This is a genomic window from Campylobacter sp. MIT 12-8780 (assembly GCF_006864535.1).
In the GTDB taxonomy this organism is placed as follows: Bacteria; Campylobacterota; Campylobacteria; order Campylobacterales; family Campylobacteraceae; genus Campylobacter_D.
The window spans coordinates 16,026-32,586 of sequence record NZ_QHLL01000012.1; the positions used below are offsets into that span (position 1 = coordinate 16,026).

Sequence of the window (16,561 nt, forward strand, 5' to 3'; positions counted from 1 at the left end):
ATTATACTCTTAAGGGATTAAACACCATTCTTACACCAGCTCCTGTAAGGCTTTTTGAAGCAAAGATGAGTTTAAGTCCTTCTCATAAGTTTTATTATTTAAAGAGTATGTTTGATCTAGAGTATTATTTAAATTTGGTTTTGGGCGATTTGTGTTTGAGTTTGAATTAGATACATTAAAACTTTTAAAATTTTCATGATTTTCAAAGAGTTTAAACAAGCTTTCAAATTTTTCATTTTCATACGAATGTAAGTTAAAATTTTGAGATAAGTCTTGTTCTAATTCAAGAAAATTGCAAGCATAAAGACTACGAACTCCATTTTCATATCTTAAACATAGACTTTGAAAAAAAAGACTAGACTCAGCTCCTAAAATCCTGACTGAGTAGTGTGATTCATCTTGTGTTTCTTCGATTTTAAATTCTACCCTTGTTTCATCATCAAGCACAACATTTGCTTGAGAGGCTGATTTGTCATCCCAATACGCTTTCATAATGGCTAGATTTTCTTTGATTCTTTCATCATCTAAGCCACTAAATTTATCATCAACAAAGTCAAAAAAATCAACTGCATATTGTGTAAGCATGCTGGAGAAAGAAAAATAATGTTCGATATTGGAAATTAACTGAAACATATCATCTTCATATTCTCTTTGCGAATTTAAATTTGAATGGAGTTTTTGCATATTTTGCTGTATGGTTTGAGGTAAATTTTCAACACATGAAACATCTGCTTTAAAGCCATAAGACATGTGAAAAAGATAATAACCTAGCTCACTATCCTTACCATGCTCGCTTAATGCCAGCTCTCTAAGCTCATCCATTAAAGATGAGAGCTCCTCAGTTGCTTTTAGATATTGAGCTTTACTCACTGGAGTTTGACTTGAGGTATTGTTTAAAAAGTCCGTGAATTTGGTGCTTGTTTTATTATCAATTTGATGGGTGCCATTTTGATTTACAGTTACCCAAGCCTTAAAAGGCTTATATTTTTTCTCAGTTGTAATACTATAAGAACTTTGAGTATTTGTATCATTAACTTGTAAATTTTCCTTTGCAAGTTGCAAAGTATCTTTAAAGTTGAGTGTATCACTAGGGGATTTTTTTGCACTTGTTTGTAAAGAGTTATTTGAGCTGGTAGGGTTTAGATTAGGTGTATTATTTTGAACTAGCATTTGCTTAGCCTTTTAAGTGATTAAAAAAAACTAAGCAAATTTCGTGCCAAAAAAGAAAAAAATTTTCATTTTTGCTCCTTTTTAATATATGATAAGTTTTATCATTTATTTTCTTTTAAAAAACTTAAATAAAAAAAGTATTTATTAAATCAAATAAATAGTCTTTTAAGTTGATTTTGACTTTATCTTTTTTTTGAAAATACCAAATTTTAGCTATAATTACAATTTAAAAACTCAAAAAGGCTATATATGCAAAGTCTCATCAAGGGTGCAGTGAAGTTTATGCAAGAAGATTTTAAGGAGCATAAAAAGCTTTTTAAAAGTCTTAAAGATAGGCAAGAACCACATACGCTTTTTATCGGCTGTTCTGATTCTAGGGTGATCCCAAATCTCATCACCAATACTGGTCCAGGTGAGCTTTTTGTCGTGCGAAATATAGCCAATATTATCCCACCTTATAGAGTGGCAAATGACTATCTAGCCACTACTTCAGCCATAGAATACGCCGTAAATGCCCTTAAAGTAAGAAATATCATCGTATGCGGACATAGCAACTGCGGTGGCTGTTCGGCACTTTATAGCAGTGAAAAAGAGCTTGAAAAGGTGCCAAATGTAAAGCATTGGCTTTCTATGCTTGAGGATATTAAAAATGAAGTGTTAAGCTTTAGTGTTGCTCAAAATGATGAGGCTATGCGTTCTTGGCTAACTGAAAAGCTAAATTTACTTCATTCTTTGCAAAATCTTTTAACCTATCCGGGTATCAAAGAGGCTTTACTAGAAGGAAAAATGGAGCTTCATGCTTGGTATTATATCATCGAAACAGGTGAAATTTATGAATATAATATGGATTTAAAAAATTTCACACTCATTACGCATAAAGATTGATTATAAAAAGGAAAAAAATGAAAAAAGTTATCATAATTTTAAGTATTTTTATAGCCTTTGCTTTTGCTACTGAAGATAACAACGAAAGTAATGCAGAGCTGTTTCATCTTGTGCAAAAATTTATCGTTTTAAACAATGAACTTAAGGATTTAAATGATAGAAGCGACAATAACACAAGCATTTTTAGCGAGCAAAAAACAAGTATAAAAAAACAAAAGCAAGAGCTTTTAAATACCTTGCCAAAGGTTATTTCAGCTCAAAGCATCGATGAAGCGTCCATTAAGCGTTTTTTAGAGCATAAAAACAAGCTCGAGCAAGAATTTCAAAAGCTTACAACACAGAATTTTCAATTCGCTCAAAGCAAGATTGAGCTGAGTTCTTTAGAGCTTGATGAAAGCTTTTATACATCCTTGTTTAAGCTTGAGTCATTGTTTAAAAAAACAGCGAGTGCAAAAGAGTTGAGTGCCTTGCTTCAAAATGCTCAAAGTAAATTGCAAGTTTTAGTTGAATTTGACTTAAGTGAGCTTAAAACTAGACTTGATTTTAAAGAACTTAGCATTATTAACGAGGCAGAAAATAAGCTCTTGCTTAAGGCGGATTCGTATGATGAAATTTTAAACTATCTTAAAGATAATGCAAACTTGCTTGAGAGTAATTTTATCTTTGCACGACTTGAGCTTCAAGTTTTGATAGATAAGATCAATGAATTTGCTGGCTTTGATTTTCTTAATACTGGCAAAATCATCATTTCATTTTTCATTTTAGCTCTTTTTTATGTTTTAAATCTCTTTTTGCCAAGATTGAGTTATTTTATGCTTGTAAATTCTTTCTTTAAGCATGATACAGATGCGATGAGTCAAGAAGAAATTCGAGCCGTTTTTATTGAAAAAAACAAAAAGCCTTTGAAGCTCTTGCTCTTTTTTTATGCCTTAAGTGTGTGCTTTAGTATAGCGTATTATCCAGCTCCTGTATTGATAAGCATCACGAATGTTTTTTATATTATTTATGCAGTGTTGTTTGCTTGGCTTGTGATTCAAATTTTAGATAGTTATGGGGTGGTGTTGCTTTCGACTTTGGCAAAAAAAAGCGAAAAGAAAGAAGTCGTTAATCTCATCGTTAAAATTTTATATTTTGTGGTGGTGGTTATTGCTATACTTTTTGTGCTGGCTCATCTTGGTTTTAATGTCTCAGCTATCATTGCTTCGCTTGGTATAGGTGGGCTTGCAGTGGCTTTGGCGGCAAAAGATGTGATTGCAAATTTCTTTGCTTCTTTGATGGTTTCTTTTGATGATGGTTTAAATCAAGGCGATTGGGTGGAGGTTGCAGGCGTTGAAGGAACGGTGGTTGAAATAGGACTTAGAAAAACAGCCATACGCACTTTTGATAATGCTTTGGTATATGTGCCAAACTCAACGATTATGAATGCAAACATTACAAATTGGAGCAAAAGGCGTATAGGTAGGCATATAAAGATGATTTTAGGCGTAGCGTATGATGCAAAGGCTGAACAACTAGAACAATGCGTCAAGGACTTAAAAGCTTATCTTGATAAAAGCGAGCTTGTCGCACACAGCGAAGATAGCGCTTTAAACAAAAACTCTTATAAAGCAAGATACAGACAAAATTTAGTTTCTATCAATGATCTTGAGGGGTATAAAAATGCGTGTTATGTTTCTTTGTGTGAATTTGCAGATAGCTCGATTAATATAGAGCTTTATTTTTACACTAAGGCTATCAATGCAAAGGATTTTAGAGAAGCAAGACAGGTTTTAATGCTTGATTTTATGCGGATTTTAGAAAAAAATGGGCTAGGTTTTGCTTTCCCAAGCTTGAGTATTTATGTTGAAAATTTAAAAGATTTGAAGAATTTAGACTTAAAAAATGCCAAAGCATAAAAGCTTGGCATTTTAAGCTTAATACGCAGCTTTGCGGCAATGCACTTCAACTTTAGTTGCTACAGGCACAGCGTTTGCATTTGGTGCAGTTGGGTTTGCATTAGGCACATTGCTTACGCCCGGATAGTTTGGATAATACGCATCAATTTCTAAGTATCTGCCCACTTTCAAATCCCTAAAAGTGCCATCTTCAAAGATATTGTCTGTGCCAAACCAACCGCAGTCATCAAGCTCTATCCTTGTGCTTGGCAAAATTTTCACAAGCATAGGACCAGAATAGATCGTTTCGATCACCACGCTTTTTTCAGCGTCTCTAACTTCTAAAACGGTTCCTTGAAGCCAGCTATCAGCAAAAAGTGAGCTTGAGAGCAACAAAGAAGCAAGAATTGTTTTGGTTTTCATGTAAAACTCCTTAAAGTATAATTTCGTAAAATTGTAAGATATTTAAGTGAAGCCAAAGTGAATTTAAAATATTTTCTAAATTTCAAAAAATTTGCTATACTTTATAGATAAACAAAAAGGCAAAATGATGATTTATCTTGCACAAACAGACACTACAGCGGGCTTTTTAAGCAAGGATTATAAAGAGCTCAATGCTGTTAAAAATCGCTCGTTATCAACGCCTTGCTTGATTTGTATGGCTGAGTTTTCAGTGCTTTTAGGCTTTACTCGTGTGCCAAATAAACACAAAAATTTTGTTCGAAAAGCGAAAAAAACGAGTTTTATTTATCCAAATTTAAAAAGTTTTCGCGTGATTAAAGATCATCCTCATGAAAATTTTTTAAAATCCCACACTTGGCTTTTTTCAAGTTCAGCAAACAAGCACAAAAAAGCCTTTGATGAGCAATGGGCAAGACATAAGGCTGATGTTATCATCGATGAAGAATTATTTGAGGATACGCCTTCAAGAATTTTAAGGCTTGGCAGAAGCAAGATAAGAAAAATTCGCTCCTGTGTATAAGGCATAAAAGAGGTGGGTTTTGACTTGTTTTGTGGAATTTAAGATGAGTGTGATTTTTGCAAAGATAATAAGCATTATTAAAAGATAAGAGTAGTTTTTATGAGTTTGCTTTCTAGCTTTTTTTCAAATTTTTTCAGTATGCAAAGTAAGAGCGTGCGAGATAATCAGCTTCGACAAGATTCAAGAGAAAATGCTTTTTCTTTGCAATACAGCAACAAAAAAGAACAATTTGTACTTAAAGTATCTATGTTTGCCGCCCTGTTTTTAGCTATCTTTGGTATCAGTTTTGGTATGAGCATACAATCAATGGCAGTGATTTTTGATGGCTTTGTCGCACTTTTAAGCGTTGGACTTGGATTTTTAAGCGTGCTTAGCTCTCGTTATATCTATAAAGAAGATGATGATGTGTTTCAATACGGCTATGTGCGTTTTGAGCCTATGGTCAATCTTTTTAAGTCTTTAGTGCTTGTTTTTGTGTGTATTTATGCGTTTATCAATGCGCTTCATAGTATCATAAATGGTGGCTATGAGGTAGAGTTTGAAGCTGGTGCAGTGTATAGCTTTTTCGCATTTTTGTTTTCTAGTGTGCTTTTTGCTTATACTTTGGTTTTTGCTAGACGCTTGCGTTCTGATTTGATTAAGGTGGATAATACTGAATGGAAGATCGATAGCGTGCTGTATTTTGCGGCTTTGCTTGCTTTTACTTTAAGTTATATAGCAAATTTTTTCGAGTATGATATGAGCTTTGTCACTCCTTATATCGATCCTGTGCTTTTGGCTTTGCTTTCTTTGTTTTTGTGCGTTTCGCCACTTCGTATTGCGTGTGAAAATTTGAAAGATTTGATGATGATCGCACCACCTGAGCTTGATGAAAGGATCACTAAGATCATGCAAAATTTAAGCACTGAGTTTGGTTTTAGTGACTATGATACGCATTTGGCAAAATCCGGACGCTTTTATATGCTTGAAGTAAATATACTTACGCAAAAAAATTTTAAGCCCAAAAGCGTGCAAGAGTTTGATCATATAAGAGAACGTATAGAAAAAGCTTTAGAAATTCCAAGTTATAATATCTGGCTTCGAGTAAGCTTTACAGCTGATCCTAAGTGGCTTTGAGACTTTTTGGCGTTGTATTTTTTTGAAAAATATGTAAATTCTAATCAATAAATTTTATTATTTAGAAAAATTATGATATAATCAAAACGAATAATTTCAAAAGGAGAAAAAATGAAAAATGTAGCTAAACAACTGCTTCAAATTCAAGCTGATGCACATAGTTTGTGGATTAAGTTTCACAATTATCATTGGAATGTAAAAGGTTTGCAGTTCTTTGCAATCCACGAATACACCGAAGAAGCGTATGAAGAGATGGCAAAGCTTTTTGATGATGTTGCTGAAAGACTTTTGCAAATCAAAGAAAAAGCCCTTGTTTGCCCTAAAGAGCTTAGCGAGCTTGCTAAAGCACCAAAGGCGCAAAAAGACTGCTTTACAACTTTAGAAGTTTTAGAGCTTGTTAAGGAAGATTATAACTATCTTTTAAAAGAATTTAAAAAGCTTGATGAAGTCGCTTCAAAAGCAGGAGATACAACAACTTCAATGCTTGCTCAAGATAAAATCGCTCATCTTGAAAAAGCACTTTGGATGCTTGATTCTACTTTAGAAAATTCTTGCAAAACAAAATAAACTCAAGCAAGGCATTGACGCCTTGCTTTTTCTTTTATGAAATTCTCATCTATCTTTAAGATTTTTAAATTTATTATACTTTTTAAATATATAATCGTGAAGCATTAAAGAAGTTTTAAGAAGTTTTGGTATCAAGGGGGGACTTTGAATATATATGCTTAAATATCATTAATATAGTAATTTAATAATATATATTTTAAAAAGTTAGTAGAAAAGTTAGCTATGTGTAACCTAACTTTTTTGCTTTCATTTTTATATCTTTGAAATTATGAAAATTCTTTAATTTTATTAGAAAAGTCTGTATTAAAGAGATGTTTTAATGCCACTTGAATTAAAGCAGTGATTTTTTCATTTTCATTAAGGTTATCATCAAATTGTTCCTTATAAAGAGGCAGCATCATTTCTATGAGCTTCATAGTCTTTTCATCAAAAGAAAGTCTCTTTTGTGTCATTATAGTCTTTTTAGAACCATTTAAGCTCAAAACCGCTTCTTTGACTTCATTATTCGCATTATTTTCCATATATAGTCCTTTTTTATAAATTTAAGTATATTATAGCACATTTTTGCAAATATTTTATATATAAGCTATATTTATTAGTAAAAATAATATATAATTATATTTATATAACATAACTTAATAAAGAAAAAAGCTTGCAAAATCATCATTTTTTGCAAGAAGTCAAGATAAAAAATATAACATACTAAATAGTATGTTATACAAAATGGAGAATTTCTAATGAAACTAAGTAAAAATGACTTTATTTTAGATTTAGAGACTTGGTCTAAGGCATATTTTTTGCATATATCAGCCCTTAACTACTCAAAAAACACAATTTTGCTATATAAGAGAGTAATTAATGAATTTATTGAGTATAGCCTTGAGTTTCAAGATGAAATGTCTATTAAGCACATAAAAACAGCTTATATCATAGCTTTCTTGCAATTTTTGGAAGAAAAAGCGTGCAATAACGCAAAAAAGCTTAAAAATGGTTATAAACTTTCAAAATCATCAAAAAGTGCTTATGTTAAAGCAATTCGTTCTTTTTTTGCTTTTATCACTGAAAATAACGATGAAAATTATACTTTTGATTTTGCCTTTAAAAAGATCAAACTTGACAATACCAAAAGCGAAGAGAAACTCATTTATCTTAATGAAGATGAAATTTTGAGATTAAGCGAGTATATAGAAAATCAAAAAGCAAAGAAAAGTGATTTTCTATCTTATAGAAATGCTTTGCTTATTAAATTAATGCTTCACGCAGGACTTAGAATAAGCGAGGCTTTAAGTGTAAAATTAAAAGACTTTAACGATCAAGATGAAATGTATGCTATTAAAATATTAGCTAAAGGTGGCAAAGAACAATTTGCTTACATAGATAAAGAAAAGATAGCTGGTGACTTAGAATTTCTAAGCAGTATTCTTGATAATGAAGCTTTGATTATGCAAACAAAAAATCATACTCCACTTAATAGAATAAATGCCTTTGCTATCATTAATAAAATTTATGAAAAAAGTCTTATATCAAAAAAAGGGTTACATTTATTAAGACACACTCTGGCAATGAGACTTACTGATAGGGGAGTTAGTCCTTTGGTTATACAAAAAATACTAAGGCATTCTAATATCAACACCACAACCATTTATGCAAAAGCCACAGCTAAAAATGTAGCAGAGGTTTTGGTGGGATTTTAAAAGAATTTTTCTTTTAAAAACCTTTAAAAAAGACTTTTGAAAGAAAAATAAGGGCTAGAGCAAGAAAGCCTAAAGAGGCTTATCTTCTCTATTGTAGTGTATCTCTTAGTTGTTGCGTTCATAAAGCTCATCAGATAATTTATCTATTATAGGCTTGAATGTAAAATCCTTAGGAAATGCCCCTACTAAAAGTATATCACTATACTTAGTATCTTCAATTGGAATTAGTTTTGTAGGCTTTTTATCTAAATTCGCTACAAACACTTCATTTTTCTCAATTCCATTTGAAATAACTGACTGAATCACCAAATGAGTAGGTTCATCTCCAACTATCCATCTATGATTATCTAATGAATAAAGCAATTGGAGAAATTTATCGTTAGGATTAGGTGTATCCATAAAAAATCTTCCTATAAGACTAGTTTCAAATCCTATATAATGTTTGTCACTTTTAACTTGAATATGTCCATCTGTATGTTTAGGAAACCGTGTATTATCTACATATCCCTTAAACCATTTTGTAGGTATGAGTTCATCTCTAGGTATAGGAAAATAAAATATCTTATCTACAACCTTGCTAAACCATTTTGTATTTTTAGATAAATACTCATATATTTCTTTATGTTCTTTAATTAATAACATAATTATTTCCTTTCATAATTGTTAAATTAACAAGTCATTACTAAAACTACTTGTTCTAATAAAGTCTTAAGAAGTGGAGAGAATTTAGAACTATCTAAATTGTCAATTTTTTCGAAATCATCGCAAAAAAGCCGAATAGAATATCCTTGTTCACTCCAATTTAACATAAAAACTATATCTACACCAAAATCTAAAAGTTCATCTTCAGCGATCTCCATTGCTTTCATATGAACTTCAGAAACAGGATCTATATACCCTCCTTTATTTATCTCTACTCTTCTTGAATCAATTTGCTTTAAGATGAGCTCATCTAAAGACTTAAAGCCATACAAATCACATAACCTTAAAGCTTCTTCAACAGATGAATAAGAACCACATAAATTGCATAGTTTTAAAGATATTTCGGTAGTTGAACAAGAACCAAAAAATCTTTCTCCTAAGCCAACATAATAAGCTTCTATTCTTTTTTGCATAATGTTTCCTTTTGTGTAAAGATGAAGCTAGATAGCTTCATCAAATGTTAGGGTATTTAACTTTTTGGCACACAATAAATCATTTAAGTCTATCCCATCTACACAGTCCCACCTTGCAGTGAGATTAGGTATTCTAAGTAAATTTAAATGTTCTCTTAGTGCCTTTTCGCCATTAATACCAGCCTCATCTTTGTCAAAACTTATCACTATTCTACTCTTGCCTTTTAATAAGGTTAAAAACTCTTCTTTATAAGCAAATACACCATTAAAAGCGATAAAGCATACATCATCTGAATTTTCATAATATTGCCTTAAAGAAAGCAAGTCGATGTGTCCCTCGCAAATCCATATCCACTTAGACATTCTCAAGCTTTCATTTTCTAAGCCAAAAGGCATAGGATAGACTATATCAGAGCAAGAAATATTAACTTCTTTAGCTCCCTTATAAGAACTATCTACACTTCTAAAAGAAAAGCCTACAACCATATTTGAATATAAATCAAAATTTGGCACAACAGCTATATTAAAAGCATAATTAAAAGTCTTCCTTGTTTTTGAGAAAAGCTTAAAGCGGATTAAATCTTCTAAAGGAAAGCGTTCTAGTAAGTATTTTTCTAAGGTTTTGACATCATTGTAACTTAAAAAGCCTATTTTATCTACCAAATGAAGTTTGGTAATACCTCGTTTGAGATAATAACTTTCTTTTGGTTTTTGATTGGTTTTAAGTGAAAACCTATATAAAGAAGTATAAATAAGTTTTAGCTTTTGAGCCTCACTCATTCTAGGATAAAGACTAAGATAAGCATCTAAATCTTTAATGTCCGCATACTCTTTATTTTCATCAAAAATCATATAGACTTTTTCTTTTGTAATTTTTGGTGTAAAAGCTACTTTAACCTGCTTGACAATATTATTATCAAGAGTTGGTATATTAAAGTGTGAATGTAAAAACTCGGCAGCTTGTTTAAAATCCCCATTGAAAAACGCCTTAGTAATATTTATAGGTGTTCCTGAAATACCGCACGCAAAGCAAGAACAAGAATTTGTCCTTTCATAGACTGCCATAGAAGCATTCCTATCATTATCTTTGTGCAAAGCCACATTAAAGCAATGAAAATTCCTACCATTTCTAGCAGGAACTGCTCCAAGAGCTTCTAAAACATCTTTTATGGGTATATGAGCTAAAGTTTCCAAATCATATTTCATTTAAAGTCCTTTAAAATATGTGTTATAATCAACCAATTTGGCATTTTTAAAGAAAAAATGTGCCCAAGCTGGCAGTTTGCTAAATCTTTCTTTATAATCCTTTGTAAGTGTCTCATACCAATCCTTATCAAAGTAAAAAAGAAATTGCTCTGTTTGTCCCTCATCAATATAGTCCATCTTGTAGCCAAGATAACCCACATTACAAACCTTATCAAGCTCTAAAGCTATAGATTCAATAAAATCTTCGTCTTTAAGCTTATCAAGAATAATCTGCATAAGATTTACTTCTGCTAAACTCTCATAAACTCGAGCAATAAGTGCTTCATTGACAAGATTGTAAAGATGATTTGGGCAATCTTTTAATTCCAAGTCCATTCTGTCGTTATAAACAACATAAAGAGTTTTTATCGCTCTTTGAACTTCTTGATCTGAAAAAGGACTTATCAAACTTTGAAATTCATCAACCAAGCTCTTACTCATTTTTTATCTCCTATAAGCAAGCCTGTAGCAACTATTTCATAGCAATCGTTATTACTACTATATAAAGTTCCCCAAATAGCTTTTTTGCAATTTAAATCCCTTAAAAGTTCATCTATTTCTTCATCAGAAATAACTTGACAATTTTTAGTATCTAAATGCTCTTTTATATCTTTTCTAGCAGACTCTTTGCTAGAAAAAATTTTAAGCTCAGGAATGAGTGTATCGCTATTGGTATAAGCTAATATAATTTGCATAATTTCTCCTTTATAAAATGCAAAATAATATTAAAGTAGGTTTTATTACCCACTAAGAGTGTTGTTGGAATAAACAAAAGAAATCAAAGAAAGAGTGTTTTAAAGTATGCTATAAGAGCTTGCTTATGAGAATTGACACCATTAAGCACATAAGCTTGGCTTATAGTATCTCTTTGGGTATGTCCATCTTCATCTATCAAGCAAAATTTAATGCTTTCATAGCCCTCTTTAAGCTCATCAAGCTCAAACTCAGCTATGCTCTTATCTCTTGAAGAAAAACAATGCACTTCTAAAGGTTTAAGCATATCATCAAGAGCTTTATACATACTTGGCACTTCTAACTTTGAAAAATCTTCTAATTTCATTTTGTCTCCTTTTTGTGTTGAGATTTTAAATTTTTATAAAGAGCTAAAGCTCCTAAAAAAAGCCATCTTATTGTGTAAGACACACTTAATATATAAATAAGCAAAAGACTTATACTAGCAATAAGAGGGCAACCTACAAAAGCAAAAATAATCATAGAAAGAAAAAATAAACTTATCAAAGAGATAAAGTCGATAACTTCTTTACTTATTTTTGTTTTAAGTGTTTGATTTTGCATAATTTTCCTTTTAAAAAAAATAATGAAAGGGAATTGCGTAATAATCCCCATAGGGACTTTTGCAAATCCCTAAACTTGGGGTTGTGTGTGAGTTAAAAAAGAGTATTAAAACCACTCAAGACGAACAAAACCATCATCTTTGGCATATTGAGCTGTTTGTGCTATATGAATCAAACTAGAAAGATCATCTCTTTCTTGCTCATTAAGTTCTAAGCTATCAAGCTTGTCTTTAAGGGCAAGTAAATCCTCTGTGTCAACCTCAAGATATTCTTGATTTTCAGTGTCATAATACTGAACTCCAAGTCTCTCAAAAAACTCACTTAACTTGTTGTAGTTATCTTCATATAAAGAACCTTTATACTCAACTACTCTTTTTGCAACTAAATGTGCTCTGTAACCCATTGTTTCTCCTTTAAAATGTGTAAATTTTTGTTAAACATACGAGAACAAATAAATTATTCTCAACTGATGTGTAAAATAATTAAAACAAAGTTGGTTCTTTAGACTTAGATTTATAAGCTTGCACCGCTTGTATTATCTTGTCAATAGCCTCATTAACCTTTGTTTTAATTGGCACATAAATTAAACGCTCTAAGTCAGGATTGGCTTCATTTTTATAAATAAAAAATTCAACACAAATCCTATTTTTATGCTTTACAGTTCCCCAACCTGATGTAAGCACAAGTTGTTCTTCATCAAGCTCAAATTCCTCAGAGTCATATACACCAAAACTTAAATTTAAAAAACCACAAATGTCATCTAAAATCAAGTCATTGTAGTGTTTAAAAGCTGATTCTTCTATACTTTTGAAAAAGTATTTAGCAACTCCTCTACACCTTTCATTTAATCTACTCCTTATTGTTTCATACACATCTTTTCTTTTTTCTGCTGATGGAGCACAATATATTATTTCATCAGTATTAGTTTGTGTCATTGTTCTCCCCCTTGTTAAAGTAAAGCATCAAGCTCTAGTATTGACTTAGTCTTATCTAAGATAAGATTGATTTGTTCAAGTGCATCATCAGGGATTGGATTATAAAGCCAAGCACTACCATAACGATAAAGCGATCCCTTATGTTCAACCTCATACAAACCTATGCTTTTAAGATACTCGCATCTTTCATCATAATCCGAGTTTTTCCTCAAAGCACCTTTTTCATAAGCCATAGCTAAAGCTTCTTCTTGTTCTTTAGTGCCTGCGTGCAAGTTATTTAAATGATACTTACTCCAAAGCTCTCTAATGAGTGCAAAACTTTTATGTTCTTTTGCAAGTTTATCGAGCTCTTTGGTATCAAGACATTGACCACAATGAATAACATCTGTCCTTTTTAAATTCCAGATATTTCCACATACACTAAAGCGGTAAGTTCCATCACTCATTACCTTAAAGCCAAAATCAACACTTACTGCATTAATTTTTCTTCCTATATTGTAGTAATCAATCTTACCAAACTCAAGCACTCTACTCTTTTCTTCTACTATTTTAATAACCATAGTTTCTCCTTTATTTTTAGTTAATTTTTGTTTTCTAAGAGTTCTTCTAGCCATAGCAAAGGCTGAGTTAGAAACCAACGCAAAGAGCGTATGGGCTTCCATAATCTCAAATTTTGCTGCATAGTCTTATTTACAGCCCAAGAAATCAAGCTTAAAATAAGACAAAGAGCTAGGTAGAATAAGCTTATATAGCCTAAAATACACACTAAACTCATAAAATACCTCTCTTTCTTAAGTCCATTACTTCTTCATCGCTTAATAAATTCTCTCCACCCTGCTTATAAGTAGTTACTAAAACAGCTCCCAATTCACCTTGTCTTTCAAGCACTATAACTATGCCTGAGTCATCAACAAATTTTTGAGATACTGCGTTATGATAACGACCATTTTCCAAAGGTTTAGTATTGCGAACAGCCCTTGAAATAGCCGTGTAAAGAATATCTGCTTCTTCAGCAGTAAAGCGTTGCACTACTCTATCCACAAAATGAGTGGTAGTTTTAATGCTATTTTTTACTTGCCTAGAAAACAAAGAGATAAGAAAATCAACAGATTGTTTGGTTTTTTTAGCTTCTTTATAAGCTAGGGCTCTAGCTATTTTTGAAGCAACTAAAGTGATGAAGCTACTGTTATCAGTAACTAATAATGTTGAAGTTTGCATTTTTTGTCCTTTCTTGCAAAAGCCTCACAAGAAATAGACAAAATCCCAAAGAGGATAAAGCTATCCCCTGTGGGTGTAGTGTAAAAGCCTATAAAAGGCAACTAAAAAATTGTTTGTAAGTATTATCTTAAAAACTAATCATCTTCATTATTGATAAAAGTTTCAAAGGTAACTTCTCCTTGCTCTAAAAGCTCCTTAAGCCAATCCAAAACAAGATAACTATTAAAATATAGAAATACATATCTTGGTTTTAAATTAGCATCAGGATCAGAGTTGAAAGCGAAAAGTCCTCCAAAACCAAACATAGGAGCATTGGTAATTCCAAAACCATTTGGATAAAGCAAGTCATTGTCAGGGCAATAATCTACCAAATACATACCATTAGGAATTAAAAAATGATCTCTAAAATCTCCAAAATTCTTAGCAAAATCCATCTCTGATAAGATAGGTTCTCTGTTAAAACCTTGTTCATTTAAATCCCATTCTTTAAACCACTCTTTCAAAGCTCCTGTGTATTTGATAGTAAAGCCTTTTTTGCTAAATGCAAAACACTCACTACCATAATCTTTGTTAAGTTCATCAATAATTTCTTGTGTTAATTCTTGCATTATGCTACCTCCTCTAAGTCAAGTAAGTAATTATTGAGTTTGGACCAAATATTCCACATTTTAGGAGAAATATTATTGCCGTTAACCCAATTTTTAAACACGCCAAATTTGTTTTCATCAGTCATTCTAAAAGTAACACTTTGATCAAGGCTACTTTCTCTAATAACTACACGAACTCTACCTAAGCGAGAAAAATCTTTTCCTGCCTTATCAAGAAGTTGCTTCAGCTCTTTAAATAAACGCTCATACAATGTTTCTTCGCTATTTTCGGTATAATCCCTATTAAAATAGTATATTACATTGTCATCTGCTTTATGTTGTGGCAAAGCTTTAGCACTTTTTGAATTGTTAATAAAAATGTTTAATGTCATTGTGTATCCTTTGTGCAAAATAAACAAACCCAAAGTCTCTAAAATAAAAATTTAAGACTTTAAGCTTTTCCAAGCATAAGACTCTTAAAAGAGCAACTAAAGTTTGTCAAAACTTTCTTTCCTTCGATTTCCTTTCCAACCTGTAATAAGCTTTACTACACCTTTTTCACGCTCAAATTTAGCGACAATGGTAGCTATGCCATTACTTACTTCAAAAAGATTGCAATTTGGATTAGTATTTTTAGCTATCTCGATATAAATTAAATTTATAACCGATAAATCAAAAAATCTTTCTCCGAGTTGATCTATAAAGTGTTTGGTTGGTATAATGGGTAATTTGTTCAATGTCTTTCCTTTCGTAAAATTACTTTTCCTCATAGTTATAGTTAAATAAAAAATAGCTTTTTACCTCTTCTAAAGCTTGTTTATTGTCGGCAAAAACTAAAATTTTATTTTCTTTTGAACCAAAGCGAGCTTGGCTATCACACAAAATAGCTACTTCATAACCAAAGCGTTCAAGCTTTTCTTTTGCTTCTTTAGCTCTATTTTCAAAGAGTGTTAAGCCCTCATTATCCCACACTAAAGAATGCTCGCTATAAGCTTGCAATGAAGCAGGATTATAGATACCTTGATGAAAATTCCTTTCAAAGAAATCTTCAAACAACTCTTTTTTCTCCATTAGTGAAATATCTGATTTTTGCAGTGTCATTTTTTTCCTTTATTATCATACTTCTTCTAATATGCATTCCTCGAAAGTAAGCACTGATCTGTCTTGAGCTTTTTCTAAGTCTAAGCTATAGTCCTCATAAAAAGCATTAAGCAAATCCACCACATCTTCGAGTTTCTCAACATAATAATCTGGGTGTGGTATATCATTATCCAAGTCCCATTCAAGTCTTAATTTGCCAAGTTGCATATCATTTAAAGTAATAAGTTTTTGATTATTGAATACAAATTGCACAGGATTAAACTCCATTAATTCACAAATTTGTATAGCCTTTTTTTCAAGCGGACTAAGTTTATTCCACTCAAATGCGTAGTCTTCTACAGAATTAATAACTTTCTCATAATTTACCAATTCCATATCTATTTTTGCTACAACCAAATTCATTTTTCTCCTTAATGTTTTGGTATAATTTGTTCATAAAGTTCTATAAAAGAAACTTTAAAACTATTTGTAAATTCACTGATAATGGCTTTGAGTGCTGTAAAGAGTATTAAAACCTGATGATAGCCTTTTGAAAGATTTTCAAGTAAAATAAACTTTAAGCAAGCATAAAGCTTTTTATAAGCTTCTTGAAAAGAAAAAGTATCACTTTGAACATTAATAAAATATGCAAGAGCGTGTTTAAAACTTTCTTCTTTTTCTTTGCTTAAGCCTTTAGCAATTGCTATTTTATAGCTATTTGAAAGCTTATTTGTGCATAAATAAATCATTGTAAGACCTTATTGAAGTAAAGAAGCATAAAGCTTCTACTAAAAAAGG

The 16,561-nt window shown here is 31.4% G+C and carries 26 protein-coding genes; 6 read left to right on the top strand and 20 right to left on the bottom strand.

Annotation, left to right across the window (positions count from 1 at the left end):
* Positions 1-30: 30 nt before the first annotated feature.
* Entirely contained in the window at positions 31-1,170 is a 1,140-nt protein-coding gene (locus DMB95_RS08655; RefSeq protein WP_142931732.1) for a hypothetical protein, read from the bottom strand.
* Between the two features lie 249 nt (positions 1,171-1,419).
* On the opposite strand from DMB95_RS08655, the gene DMB95_RS08660 reads away from it, so the two are divergent.
* On the top strand, positions 1,420-2,055 hold the full coding sequence (locus DMB95_RS08660; RefSeq protein WP_137632519.1) for a carbonic anhydrase: 636 nt from the start codon (positions 1,420-1,422) through the stop codon (positions 2,053-2,055).
* A 17-nt stretch (positions 2,056-2,072) separates the two neighbouring features.
* Complete coding sequence (locus DMB95_RS08665) at positions 2,073-3,950, top strand: mechanosensitive ion channel family protein (RefSeq protein WP_142931733.1); 1,878 nt, start codon at positions 2,073-2,075, stop codon at positions 3,948-3,950.
* An 18-nt stretch (positions 3,951-3,968) separates the two neighbouring features.
* On the opposite strand, the gene DMB95_RS08670 is transcribed toward DMB95_RS08665, so the two are convergent.
* Positions 3,969-4,352 (bottom strand): hypothetical protein, encoded by a 384-nt coding sequence (locus tag DMB95_RS08670; protein WP_137632521.1) that lies wholly within the window; start codon positions 4,350-4,352, stop codon positions 3,969-3,971.
* Positions 4,353-4,479: 127 nt separating this feature from the next.
* Here DMB95_RS08670 and DMB95_RS08675 point away from each other — a divergent pair, with 127 nt between their 5' ends.
* The 3 genes from DMB95_RS08675 (at position 4,480) to DMB95_RS08685 (ending at position 6,594) form a co-directional block, all read left to right on the top strand.
* Positions 4,480-4,911, top strand: a complete 432-nt coding sequence (locus DMB95_RS08675) for a Sua5 YciO YrdC YwlC family protein (RefSeq protein ID WP_142931734.1) — start codon at positions 4,480-4,482, stop codon at positions 4,909-4,911.
* Positions 4,912-5,049: 138 nt separating this feature from the next.
* Positions 5,050-6,027, top strand: coding sequence for a cation diffusion facilitator family transporter (locus tag DMB95_RS08680; RefSeq protein ID WP_442861453.1), 978 nt, complete (start codon positions 5,050-5,052; stop codon positions 6,025-6,027).
* 111 nt (positions 6,028-6,138) lie between these two features.
* Positions 6,139-6,594: a Dps family protein gene (locus DMB95_RS08685; RefSeq protein WP_142931737.1), complete on the top strand. Its 456-nt coding sequence runs from the start codon at positions 6,139-6,141 to the stop codon at positions 6,592-6,594.
* A 266-nt stretch (positions 6,595-6,860) separates the two neighbouring features.
* Here the strand turns inward: DMB95_RS08685 and DMB95_RS08690 are convergent, their stop codons facing one another.
* On the bottom strand, positions 6,861-7,115 hold the full coding sequence (locus DMB95_RS08690) for a mobilization protein (protein ID WP_142931738.1): 255 nt from the start codon (positions 7,113-7,115) through the stop codon (positions 6,861-6,863).
* A 216-nt stretch (positions 7,116-7,331) separates the two neighbouring features.
* Here DMB95_RS08690 and DMB95_RS08695 point away from each other — a divergent pair, with 216 nt between their 5' ends.
* Positions 7,332-8,288 carry a tyrosine-type recombinase/integrase gene (locus DMB95_RS08695; RefSeq protein ID WP_142931739.1) on the top strand — a complete coding sequence of 319 codons (957 nt, stop codon included), beginning with the start codon at positions 7,332-7,334 and terminating at the stop codon, positions 8,286-8,288.
* Between the two features lie 105 nt (positions 8,289-8,393).
* On the opposite strand, the gene DMB95_RS08700 is transcribed toward DMB95_RS08695, so the two are convergent.
* The 17 genes from DMB95_RS08700 to DMB95_RS08780 all read right to left on the bottom strand — a co-directional run bounded on the left by DMB95_RS08700 (position 8,394) and on the right by DMB95_RS08780 (position 16,512).
* Positions 8,394-8,930, bottom strand: coding sequence for a hypothetical protein (locus tag DMB95_RS08700; RefSeq protein ID WP_142931740.1), 537 nt, complete (start codon positions 8,928-8,930; stop codon positions 8,394-8,396).
* A 26-nt stretch (positions 8,931-8,956) separates the two neighbouring features.
* Positions 8,957-9,403 (bottom strand): hypothetical protein, encoded by a 447-nt coding sequence (locus tag DMB95_RS08705; RefSeq protein WP_142931741.1) that lies wholly within the window; start codon positions 9,401-9,403, stop codon positions 8,957-8,959.
* Positions 9,404-9,430: 27 nt separating this feature from the next.
* Positions 9,431-10,609, bottom strand: a complete 1,179-nt coding sequence (locus DMB95_RS08710) for a toprim domain-containing protein (protein WP_142931742.1) — start codon at positions 10,607-10,609, stop codon at positions 9,431-9,433.
* Positions 10,610-11,089: a hypothetical protein gene (locus DMB95_RS08715; RefSeq protein ID WP_142931743.1), complete on the bottom strand. Its 480-nt coding sequence runs from the start codon at positions 11,087-11,089 to the stop codon at positions 10,610-10,612. It abuts the gene before it with no gap.
* On the bottom strand, positions 11,086-11,343 hold the full coding sequence (locus tag DMB95_RS08720) for a hypothetical protein (protein ID WP_142931744.1): 258 nt from the start codon (positions 11,341-11,343) through the stop codon (positions 11,086-11,088). The genes DMB95_RS08715 and DMB95_RS08720 overlap by 4 nt, the downstream gene beginning before the upstream one ends.
* 83 nt (positions 11,344-11,426) lie before the next feature.
* Entirely contained in the window at positions 11,427-11,708 is a 282-nt protein-coding gene (locus DMB95_RS08725) for a hypothetical protein (protein ID WP_142931745.1), read from the bottom strand.
* Positions 11,709-12,049: 341 nt separating this feature from the next.
* On the bottom strand, positions 12,050-12,346 hold the full coding sequence (locus DMB95_RS08730; RefSeq protein ID WP_142931746.1) for a hypothetical protein: 297 nt from the start codon (positions 12,344-12,346) through the stop codon (positions 12,050-12,052).
* A 79-nt stretch (positions 12,347-12,425) separates the two neighbouring features.
* On the bottom strand, positions 12,426-12,878 hold the full coding sequence (locus DMB95_RS08735) for a hypothetical protein (protein WP_142931747.1): 453 nt from the start codon (positions 12,876-12,878) through the stop codon (positions 12,426-12,428).
* Between the two features lie 14 nt (positions 12,879-12,892).
* Positions 12,893-13,438 (bottom strand): hypothetical protein, encoded by a 546-nt coding sequence (locus DMB95_RS08740; RefSeq protein WP_142931748.1) that lies wholly within the window; start codon positions 13,436-13,438, stop codon positions 12,893-12,895.
* A 20-nt stretch (positions 13,439-13,458) separates the two neighbouring features.
* Positions 13,459-13,653 carry a hypothetical protein gene (locus DMB95_RS08745; RefSeq protein WP_052043136.1) on the bottom strand — a complete coding sequence of 65 codons (195 nt, stop codon included), beginning with the start codon at positions 13,651-13,653 and terminating at the stop codon, positions 13,459-13,461.
* Positions 13,650-14,096, bottom strand: a complete 447-nt coding sequence (locus tag DMB95_RS08750; protein WP_142931749.1) for a hypothetical protein — start codon at positions 14,094-14,096, stop codon at positions 13,650-13,652. Before DMB95_RS08750 ends, DMB95_RS08745 begins: the two co-directional genes overlap by 4 nt.
* A gap of 134 nt (positions 14,097-14,230) precedes the next feature.
* Complete coding sequence (locus DMB95_RS08755; RefSeq protein WP_142931750.1) at positions 14,231-14,704, bottom strand: hypothetical protein; 474 nt, start codon at positions 14,702-14,704, stop codon at positions 14,231-14,233.
* A complete protein-coding gene (locus DMB95_RS08760; protein ID WP_142931751.1) occupies positions 14,704-15,075 on the bottom strand; it encodes a hypothetical protein in 372 nt (123 codons plus the stop codon). The genes DMB95_RS08755 and DMB95_RS08760 overlap by 1 nt, the downstream gene beginning before the upstream one ends.
* A gap of 96 nt (positions 15,076-15,171) precedes the next feature.
* Complete coding sequence (locus DMB95_RS08765; protein ID WP_142931752.1) at positions 15,172-15,420, bottom strand: hypothetical protein; 249 nt, start codon at positions 15,418-15,420, stop codon at positions 15,172-15,174.
* Between the two features lie 19 nt (positions 15,421-15,439).
* On the bottom strand, positions 15,440-15,784 hold the full coding sequence (locus tag DMB95_RS08770; RefSeq protein WP_142931753.1) for a hypothetical protein: 345 nt from the start codon (positions 15,782-15,784) through the stop codon (positions 15,440-15,442).
* A 15-nt stretch (positions 15,785-15,799) separates the two neighbouring features.
* Positions 15,800-16,186 carry a hypothetical protein gene (locus DMB95_RS08775; RefSeq protein WP_142931754.1) on the bottom strand — a complete coding sequence of 129 codons (387 nt, stop codon included), beginning with the start codon at positions 16,184-16,186 and terminating at the stop codon, positions 15,800-15,802.
* Between the two features lie 8 nt (positions 16,187-16,194).
* Positions 16,195-16,512: a hypothetical protein gene (locus tag DMB95_RS08780; RefSeq protein WP_142931755.1), complete on the bottom strand. Its 318-nt coding sequence runs from the start codon at positions 16,510-16,512 to the stop codon at positions 16,195-16,197.
* Positions 16,513-16,561 lie beyond the last annotated feature (49 nt).

What these genes read in the sequence shown, in the direction of transcription:
- DMB95_RS08710 (WP_142931742.1), bottom strand. Translation starts at nt 10,609, where the DNA reads ATGAAATATGATTTGGAAACTTTAGCTCATATACCCATAAAAGATGTT.
- DMB95_RS08730 (WP_142931746.1), bottom strand. Translation starts at nt 12,346, where the DNA reads ATGGGTTACAGAGCACATTTAGTTGCAAAAAGAGTAGTTGAGTATAAA.
- DMB95_RS08665 (WP_142931733.1), top strand. Translation starts at nt 2,073, where the DNA reads ATGAAAAAAGTTATCATAATTTTAAGTATTTTTATAGCCTTTGCTTTT.
- DMB95_RS08740 (WP_142931748.1), bottom strand. Translation starts at nt 13,438, where the DNA reads ATGGTTATTAAAATAGTAGAAGAAAAGAGTAGAGTGCTTGAGTTTGGT.
- DMB95_RS08735 (WP_142931747.1), bottom strand. Translation starts at nt 12,878, where the DNA reads ATGACACAAACTAATACTGATGAAATAATATATTGTGCTCCATCAGCA.
- DMB95_RS08745 (WP_052043136.1), bottom strand. Translation starts at nt 13,653, where the DNA reads ATGAGTTTAGTGTGTATTTTAGGCTATATAAGCTTATTCTACCTAGCT.
- DMB95_RS08780 (WP_142931755.1), bottom strand. Translation starts at nt 16,512, where the DNA reads ATGATTTATTTATGCACAAATAAGCTTTCAAATAGCTATAAAATAGCA.
- DMB95_RS08670 (WP_137632521.1), bottom strand. Translation starts at nt 4,352, where the DNA reads ATGAAAACCAAAACAATTCTTGCTTCTTTGTTGCTCTCAAGCTCACTT.
- DMB95_RS08770 (WP_142931753.1), bottom strand. Translation starts at nt 15,784, where the DNA reads ATGACACTGCAAAAATCAGATATTTCACTAATGGAGAAAAAAGAGTTG.
- DMB95_RS08700 (WP_142931740.1), bottom strand. Translation starts at nt 8,930, where the DNA reads ATGTTATTAATTAAAGAACATAAAGAAATATATGAGTATTTATCTAAA.
- DMB95_RS08705 (WP_142931741.1), bottom strand. Translation starts at nt 9,403, where the DNA reads ATGCAAAAAAGAATAGAAGCTTATTATGTTGGCTTAGGAGAAAGATTT.
- DMB95_RS08690 (WP_142931738.1), bottom strand. Translation starts at nt 7,115, where the DNA reads ATGGAAAATAATGCGAATAATGAAGTCAAAGAAGCGGTTTTGAGCTTA.
- DMB95_RS08715 (WP_142931743.1), bottom strand. Translation starts at nt 11,089, where the DNA reads ATGAGTAAGAGCTTGGTTGATGAATTTCAAAGTTTGATAAGTCCTTTT.
- DMB95_RS08660 (WP_137632519.1), top strand. Translation starts at nt 1,420, where the DNA reads ATGCAAAGTCTCATCAAGGGTGCAGTGAAGTTTATGCAAGAAGATTTT.
- DMB95_RS08775 (WP_142931754.1), bottom strand. Translation starts at nt 16,186, where the DNA reads ATGAATTTGGTTGTAGCAAAAATAGATATGGAATTGGTAAATTATGAG.
- DMB95_RS08695 (WP_142931739.1), top strand. Translation starts at nt 7,332, where the DNA reads ATGAAACTAAGTAAAAATGACTTTATTTTAGATTTAGAGACTTGGTCT.
- DMB95_RS08675 (WP_142931734.1), top strand. Translation starts at nt 4,480, where the DNA reads ATGATTTATCTTGCACAAACAGACACTACAGCGGGCTTTTTAAGCAAG.
- DMB95_RS08755 (WP_142931750.1), bottom strand. Translation starts at nt 14,704, where the DNA reads ATGCAAGAATTAACACAAGAAATTATTGATGAACTTAACAAAGATTAT.
- DMB95_RS08680 (WP_442861453.1), top strand. Translation starts at nt 5,050, where the DNA reads ATGCAAAGTAAGAGCGTGCGAGATAATCAGCTTCGACAAGATTCAAGA.
- DMB95_RS08720 (WP_142931744.1), bottom strand. Translation starts at nt 11,343, where the DNA reads ATGCAAATTATATTAGCTTATACCAATAGCGATACACTCATTCCTGAG.
- DMB95_RS08750 (WP_142931749.1), bottom strand. Translation starts at nt 14,096, where the DNA reads ATGCAAACTTCAACATTATTAGTTACTGATAACAGTAGCTTCATCACT.
- DMB95_RS08760 (WP_142931751.1), bottom strand. Translation starts at nt 15,075, where the DNA reads ATGACATTAAACATTTTTATTAACAATTCAAAAAGTGCTAAAGCTTTG.
- DMB95_RS08655 (WP_142931732.1), bottom strand. Translation starts at nt 1,170, where the DNA reads ATGCTAGTTCAAAATAATACACCTAATCTAAACCCTACCAGCTCAAAT.
- DMB95_RS08725 (WP_142931745.1), bottom strand. Translation starts at nt 11,708, where the DNA reads ATGAAATTAGAAGATTTTTCAAAGTTAGAAGTGCCAAGTATGTATAAA.
- DMB95_RS08685 (WP_142931737.1), top strand. Translation starts at nt 6,139, where the DNA reads ATGAAAAATGTAGCTAAACAACTGCTTCAAATTCAAGCTGATGCACAT.